Origin of the sequence: Nonomuraea sp. NPDC049784 (assembly GCF_040659615.1) — a bacterium.
Classification (GTDB): domain Bacteria; phylum Actinomycetota; class Actinomycetes; order Streptosporangiales; family Streptosporangiaceae; genus Nonomuraea.
The window spans coordinates 1-6,637 of record NZ_JBFAMX010000570.1; the positions used below are offsets into that span (position 1 = coordinate 1).

The window sequence follows — 6,637 nt, forward strand, 5'->3', positions numbered from 1 at the left end:
GCCGAGCTGGCCCGGCAGGCGCCGTCCCACGAGACGGTGGACCTGGACGGCGGCCTGCTGGTGCCGGGTTTCACGGATGCGCACATGCACCCGGTCCAGGCGGGTCTCGAACGAGCTAAGTGCGACTTGTCCGAACATTTCGGTCTTGACGCGTACATAGCCGAGATAGCCGACTATGCCGCGAAAAATCCCGGCAAGGAGTGGATCGATGGCGGCGGCTGGGACATGTCCGCGTTCCCCGGCGGCCTCCCCCACCGCGACCAGCTCGAGTTCCTCGATCGCCCCGCGTACCTCATCCAGCGTGACCACCACGCCGCCTGGGTCAACACCCGGGCCCTGGAACGAGCCGGCATCACGAAGGACACGCCGGACCCGGCCGACGGCCGCATAGAGCGCGACGCCGCAGGCGAGCCCACCGGGGTCCTGCACGAGGGCGCGATGGACCTCGTCGGCCTGCTCACCCCCCGCCCGACCTCTCAAGACCTGGAAGACGCGCTGGCGGACGCGCAGCAGCACCTGTTCTCCCTGGGCATCACAGGCTGGCAGGACGCCATCGTGGGCTCCTACGCGGGCTCCCAGGACCAACTGCCCACCTACCTGGCCGCGGCCCGCTCAGGCAGGCTCAGGGCCCGCGTGGTGGGTGCGCTGTGGTGGGACAGGACACGTGGTCTGGACCAGATGGAGGAGCTGGTCGAGCGCCGGGCCACCGCCGAGGGCCTTGACCGCTTCAGTGCCACCTCGGTCAAGATCATGCAGGACGGCATCACGGAGAACTTCACCGCCGCCACGCTGGAGCCGTACTGCCTGTGCGGCGGCACGGGCCTGTCGTACGTGGACCCGCAGAAGCTCAAGGAGTACGTCGCCGAGCTGGACAGGCTCGGCTTCCAGGTGCACTTCCACGCCATCGGCGAGCGGGCGGCGCGCGAGGCCCTGGACAGCCTCGAGGGCACGAGCCCCGGCAACCGGCACCACATCGCCCACCTGCAGATCATCGAGCCGTCGGACGTGCCGCGCTTCGCCGCCCTGGGCGTCACGGCCAACCTGCAGCCGCTGTGGGCCACGCACCACGCCCAGATGGACGAGCTGACGCTGCCGTACCTGGGGGAGCCGCGTTCGTCGTGGCAGTACCCGTTCGCGGACCTGCTGGCGCACGGCACCCGCTTCTGCGCGGGCAGCGACTGGCCGGTATCGAATGCCGACCCGATGCAGGGCATGCACGTCGCGGTCAACCGTACGGAGCCGGGCGGCTCGGTCCACGCGGACTACCCGACCGCGCAGACCCCGTTCCTGCCCGGCCAGCGCATCGACCTGGCCACCGCCATGACGGCCTACACGGCGGGCTCGGCCTGGATCAACCGCTCCTCCGCCGGCGCCGTCGAGCCGGGCCGCCCCGCCGACCTGGTGGTGCTGGACCGCGACCCGTTCGAGCTCCCGGCCGGCGACATCTGGACGACGGGGGCACGCATGACGTTCGTGGACGGCGACGCGGTCTACGAGCGCCGCTGAGCCGCCCGGAAACGGCGAAAGGGCCTCGGCAGACCCGAGACCCTTTCGCCGAACTCAGCCACTACCAGGGGGACTTGTTGTTACGCAGGCGCTCCAGTGCCTCCTCGAGGATCGCCTTGCCGTCCTTGTCGCTCCTGCGCTCCTTCACGTAGGCAAGATGCGTCTTGTACGGCTCGTTCTTCGGCGGGGCAGGTGGGGCCGACTCGTCCTGTCCGGCAGGAAGGCCACAACGTGGACAGTCCCATGTCTCGGGGACCGCCGCGTCACTGGCGAAACTGGGGCGCGTCTCGTGCATGTTGGCACACCAGAACGAGACCCGCACTCTCGGAGCTGCCTCGCCGCGCTCGGCCTCCCCCATAGGGCCGGCGCCGACTCGGCTGCCACGGATCGCGTTGCCACTACCCACGGATGAACTCCTCGCTCGATCGCCCCGCGCGCAGACACGGGGGGAGAATCACTGTCACGCGTTAACTTGTTGCTCAGGGCTTCATGAGCAAGCCGAGAGCGATGATGCAGACGAACCAGACCGTGCCCGTGATGACGGTCAGCCGGTCGAGGTTGCGCTCCACCACCGAGGAACCACCGAAGTTCGACGAGAAACCGCCGCCGAACATGTCAGACAGGCCGCCACCCTTGCCCTTGTGGAGCAGCACGAGCAGGATCATGAGACCGCTCGCCAGGATGAGGGCGATGGAGATTCCGATTTCCACGGTATGCCTGTTCCTTCAATGCTCTGTTACGCGTGACGATTCAAACTTGCCTTCTGAGGGTACGGCCTGCTGTCAAGTCGCACCCCCAGAACGGCTCAGTTAGCCCGGCATATCGTAGAAACGGCAGATCTTCGTGAACTCCCCGGCGTCGATGCTGGCGCCGCCCACGAGCGCGCCGTCGACATCGGGTTGAGCCATGATCCCCGCGATATTGCCTGACTTGACCGAGCCTCCGTAAAGGATACGGACCCCGGAGGCCACTTCGGAGTCGTAGAGCTCAGCGAGTCTCACTCGCAGCGCGCCACAAACCTCCTGGGCGTCCTCCGGGGTGGCCACCTCGCCGGTGCCGATCGCCCACACCGGCTCGTAGGCCACCACTATCGATTTTGCCTGCTCGGCGGTGATTTTGCGCAGCGCGCCGTCGAGTTGACCGAGACTGTGCGCGATGTGGCCGCCCTCTTGGCGCACCGCCAGGCCCTCTCCTACGCAGAGGATCGGGGTGATCGAATGGCGGTAGGCGGCCTGCACCTTGGCGTTGACCAGGTCGTCGTCCTCGTCGTGGTACTGCCGGCGCTCGGAGTGGCCGACGGCCACGTACGTGCAGCCGAGCTTGGCCAGCATGGCGCCCGATATCTCACCGGTGTAGGCTCCCGCGTCGTGCTGCGACAGGTCCTGCGCCCCGTACTCGATCCTGAGCTTGTCACCGTCGACCAGCGTCTGCACGCTGCGCAGATCGGTGTACGGCGGCAGGACGGCGACCTCGACCTTGTCGAAGTCCTTGTCGTTGAGTGCGAAGGCGAGCTTCTGGACCAGCGCGATGGCCTCGAGATGGTTGAGGTTCATCTTCCAGTTGCCGGCGATGAGCGGCTTCCGCGTGCTCATAGGTAGCTCAGTCCTCCAGCGCCGCGAGTCCGGGAAGGGTCTTGCCCTCAAGGTATTCGAGGCTGGCCCCGCCACCGGTGGAGATGTGGGAGAAACCGTCCTCGGGGAGCTCCAGCTTCCGTACGGCGGCCGCCGAGTCGCCGCCGCCCACCACGGTGAAGGCGTCCTCGCTGCTCGTACGGGCGATCAGCGCCTCGGCCACCGCCCTGGTGCCGCCGGAGAACGCGTCGAACTCGAACACGCCCATGGGGCCGTTCCAGAAGACGGTCCTGGCGTCGGCCAGCTTGGAGGCGAACAGCTCGCGCGTCTTGGGCCCGATATCGAGACCCTCCCGGTCGGCCGGGATCGCGGTGGCCTCGACCACGTCGTGCTCGGCGTCCGGCGCGAACGTGACCGCCGCCAGAATGTCGACGGGCAGCACCAGGTCGACGCCGCGCTCGACGGCCTCATTCAGGAAGCCGCGCACCTGGTCGAGCTGGTCCTCCTGGAGCAGCGACTTGCCGACCTCGTAGCCCTGGGCCTTGAGGAACGTGTACGCCATGCCGCCGCCGATCAGCAGCCGGTCGACCTTGGTCAGCAGGTTGGCGATGACGCCGAGCTTGTCGGAGACCTTGGCACCGCCCAGCACCACGGCGTAGGGCCGCTCGGGGCTCTCGGTCAGCTTCTTCAGCACCTCGACCTCGGCCACGACCAGGCCGCCCGCCGCGTGCGGCAGCAGCTTGGGCACGTCGTAGACGCTGGCGTGCTTGCGGTGCACCGCGCCGAACCCGTCGCCCACGTAGAGCTCGGCCAGCCCGGCCAGCTTCTCCGCGAACGCGGCCCGCTCGGCGTCGTCCTTGGACTCCTCGCCCGGCTCGTAGCGCAGGTTCTCCAGCAGCGCCACCTGGCCGTCCTGGAGCGTTTCAACCGTGCTACGGGCACTGTCGCCGACCACGTCTGTGGCGAAGGCGATCTCCTCGCCGAGCAGCTCGCCCAGGCGCCTGGCCACCGGCCTGAGCGAGTACTTCGGATCCACCTTGCCCTTGGGCCTGCCCAGGTGGGCACAGACGACGACCTTGGCGCCACCTTCCACCAGCGTCTTGATCGTCGGCACCGACGCCCGGATGCGGCCGTCGTCGGTGATCGTCTCCCCGTCGAGGGGGACGTTGAGGTCGGCGCGCACGAGCACGCGCCGCCCCTTAACGTCGAGATCGTCGAGCGTGCGCATGCTCATGCTCCTGTTCATGGCCTCCACTCCGTGGAGGCAGCTCGGTCGCTGGGGAGCCGTTGCCTTCCCTCGTCACTCCGGTCGCTACGCTCCCTGCGCTCCTCAGTCCAGGCAACGGCGCTCCCTCGCGGGGTGCCGTGGGATCAGAGACCGCGGCCGACCAGTTCGATCAGGTCGGCGAGGCGGTTGGAGTAGCCCCACTCGTTGTCGTACCAGCCGACGACCTTGACCTGGTTGCCGATCACCTTGGTCAGACCGGCGTCGAAGATGCACGAGGCCGGGTCGGTGACGATGTCGGAGGAGACGATCTCGTCCTCGGTGTAGCTGATGATGCCCTTGAGCGGACCCTCAGCGGCGGCCTTGACCGCGGCGTTGACCTCCTCGACGGTGACGTCGCGGCTCACGTCGACGGTGAGGTCGGTGGCCGAGCCGGTGGGGATCGGCACGCGCATGGCGAAGCCGTCGAGCTTGCCCTTGAGCTCGGGCAGGACCAGGCCGATGGCCTTGGCGGCACCGGTGGAGGTGGGCACCACGTTGAGCGCGGCGGCGCGGGCGCGGCGCAGGTCCTTGTGCGGGCCGTCCTGAAGGTTCTGGTCCTGCGTGTACGCGTGAATGGTGGTCATCAGACCCTTCTCGATGGTGAAGGTGTCGTGGAGGACCTTGGCCATCGGCGCCAGGCAGTTGGTGGTGCAGGAGGCGTTGGAGATGATCGTGTGGCTGGCCGGGTCGTAGGCCCCTTCGTTGACGCCGAGGACGATCGTGACGTCCTCGTTCTTCGCGGGGGCGGAGATGATGACCTTCTTCGCGCCGTTCTCGGCGTGCACCCTGGCCTTGTTGGCGTCGGTGAACAGGCCGGTCGACTCCACGACCACGTCGACGCCGAGGTCGCCCCAGGGCAGCTTGCCCGGGTCGCGCTCCTCGAAGACCTTGATCGCCTTGCCGTCGACGATGATCTCGTCGCTGTTGGCCTTCACCTCGTACGGCAGGCGGCCCAGGATGCTGTCGTACTTCAGCAGGTGAGCGAGCGTCGCGTTGTCGGTCAGGTCGTTGACCGCGACGATCTCGATGTCCTTGCCGCTGGCGGCGACAGCGCGCCAGAAGTTGCGACCGATGCGGCCGAAGCCGTTGACGCCTACGCGGATGCTCACGGGAACCGATCTCCTCGAAACCAGATGGCGGGCTGAAACCTCAACCACGAACCTTATCGGACTGAAATTGGTTTAGACCACTAGAGGTACCCACTCTGAATCGGCGTTCAGGAGGCACGTTTTGCGACGTTCGAGTAAAGTGCCCGACTCATCGATGTAAATTCGTGCATTCTCTGGGGGCTGAGATGTCACATAAGCGGTCCGGCCTGCTGCCCGGGCTAGTCGCAGGGCTACTCGCCGCACTGGTCTGCGCGGCCGCTCTGGGGGCGGCCGTCCTGTTCCAGACCCGCCTTCCCGTCGCCGTCGCGACGTTCGGGAACGGACATCCTCTCTCGCTCGCTTCGTCCCTCGCGATCGCCCTGATCATCTCCTTGGCGATAGGCGCGGTACGCCCCCGCAGCGTCGTCCTGGTCCCCGTGGCGGCCCTGTACGCGGGCGGCGCCGTGGCCGCGGGCCAGATCGTGGGATCGTCGATCATGATCGGTGCCACCCTGCGCACCCCTCCGGCCGAGCGCGGCCCCGCGGACCTGGCCGACATCACCCTGGACAACTTCTCCGCCGGCCTCCCCTACGCATCGTCGCTCTACCGGGACCCGCTGTCGGAGACGTGGGCCGCCTGGCTCTACATCGCCGTGGCCGCCCTCGCCGCCCTCGCCCTGCTCACCCTCCGCGTGGCCCGCGTCCGCCGCGCCCAGCGCACCCTGGCGGCCGAGGAGACGGAGAAGCCGGAGCCCGAGCCCGAGTACCGCGCTCCGTTCGAACCCGCCCAGGCCCCGGCCCCAAAGCCGACAACGGACCTGTTCACTCCCCGCAAGCCCGCCAAGGACTGAGCCACACCACCCGTCGCAACCCGTCACCGCCACCGGTGCAGACTGCTCGGACGGGAAATCGGCCACCGCGGTCTCCGGCCCCGGAACGCCACCCGGTGGCCCCTCCCACCGGCCGGCCGACCGCCCTCGCGCCGTAGCCGAAGGTGCGGACCACACTTTGGCAGGGGTCCCTGGAGAAGCCTCGGGACGGCATACCTCTCGAACCGCACTCGCCCATGGCCGACGAACCGACAGCCGGATGCGACGGTCAGAGCAGCCACGGAGCCGGCCCAGAATGCGCGTCGTCACGGCGACCCGCCCGTGAGCCTTCACGACCGGCCATGACAGACGGCCACCCACGTCGGCGCGTGCGGC

Annotated in this window: 7 protein-coding genes; 2 read left to right on the forward strand and 5 right to left on the reverse strand. The window is 68.2% G+C overall.

Annotated elements, in window-relative coordinates:
* Positions 1-1,506, forward strand: a 1,506-nt coding sequence (locus AB0J09_RS52120) for an amidohydrolase (RefSeq protein ID WP_360709279.1), incomplete at its 5' end; no start/stop codon positions are given.
* 61 nt (positions 1,507-1,567) lie between these two features.
* On the opposite strand, the gene AB0J09_RS52125 is transcribed toward AB0J09_RS52120, so the two are convergent.
* The 5 genes from AB0J09_RS52125 to gap form a co-directional block, all read right to left on the reverse strand.
* Positions 1,568-1,912, reverse strand: coding sequence for an RNA polymerase-binding protein RbpA (locus AB0J09_RS52125; RefSeq protein WP_185103360.1), 345 nt, complete (start codon positions 1,910-1,912; stop codon positions 1,568-1,570).
* 73 nt (positions 1,913-1,985) lie between these two features.
* On the reverse strand, positions 1,986-2,216 hold the full coding sequence (gene secG / locus AB0J09_RS52130; protein WP_360709283.1) for a preprotein translocase subunit SecG: 231 nt from the start codon (positions 2,214-2,216) through the stop codon (positions 1,986-1,988).
* A gap of 99 nt (positions 2,217-2,315) precedes the next feature.
* On the reverse strand, positions 2,316-3,098 hold the full coding sequence (gene tpiA / locus AB0J09_RS52135) for a triose-phosphate isomerase (protein ID WP_360709285.1): 783 nt from the start codon (positions 3,096-3,098) through the stop codon (positions 2,316-2,318).
* A 7-nt stretch (positions 3,099-3,105) separates the two neighbouring features.
* On the reverse strand, positions 3,106-4,305 hold the full coding sequence (locus AB0J09_RS52140) for a phosphoglycerate kinase (RefSeq protein WP_360709293.1): 1,200 nt from the start codon (positions 4,303-4,305) through the stop codon (positions 3,106-3,108).
* A 143-nt stretch (positions 4,306-4,448) separates the two neighbouring features.
* Complete coding sequence (gene gap / locus AB0J09_RS52145; protein ID WP_360709288.1) at positions 4,449-5,453, reverse strand: type I glyceraldehyde-3-phosphate dehydrogenase; 1,005 nt, start codon at positions 5,451-5,453, stop codon at positions 4,449-4,451.
* A 185-nt stretch (positions 5,454-5,638) separates the two neighbouring features.
* On the opposite strand from gap, the gene AB0J09_RS52150 reads away from it, so the two are divergent.
* Positions 5,639-6,283, forward strand: coding sequence for a hypothetical protein (locus AB0J09_RS52150; RefSeq protein ID WP_360709290.1), 645 nt, complete (start codon positions 5,639-5,641; stop codon positions 6,281-6,283).
* Positions 6,284-6,637 lie beyond the last annotated feature (354 nt).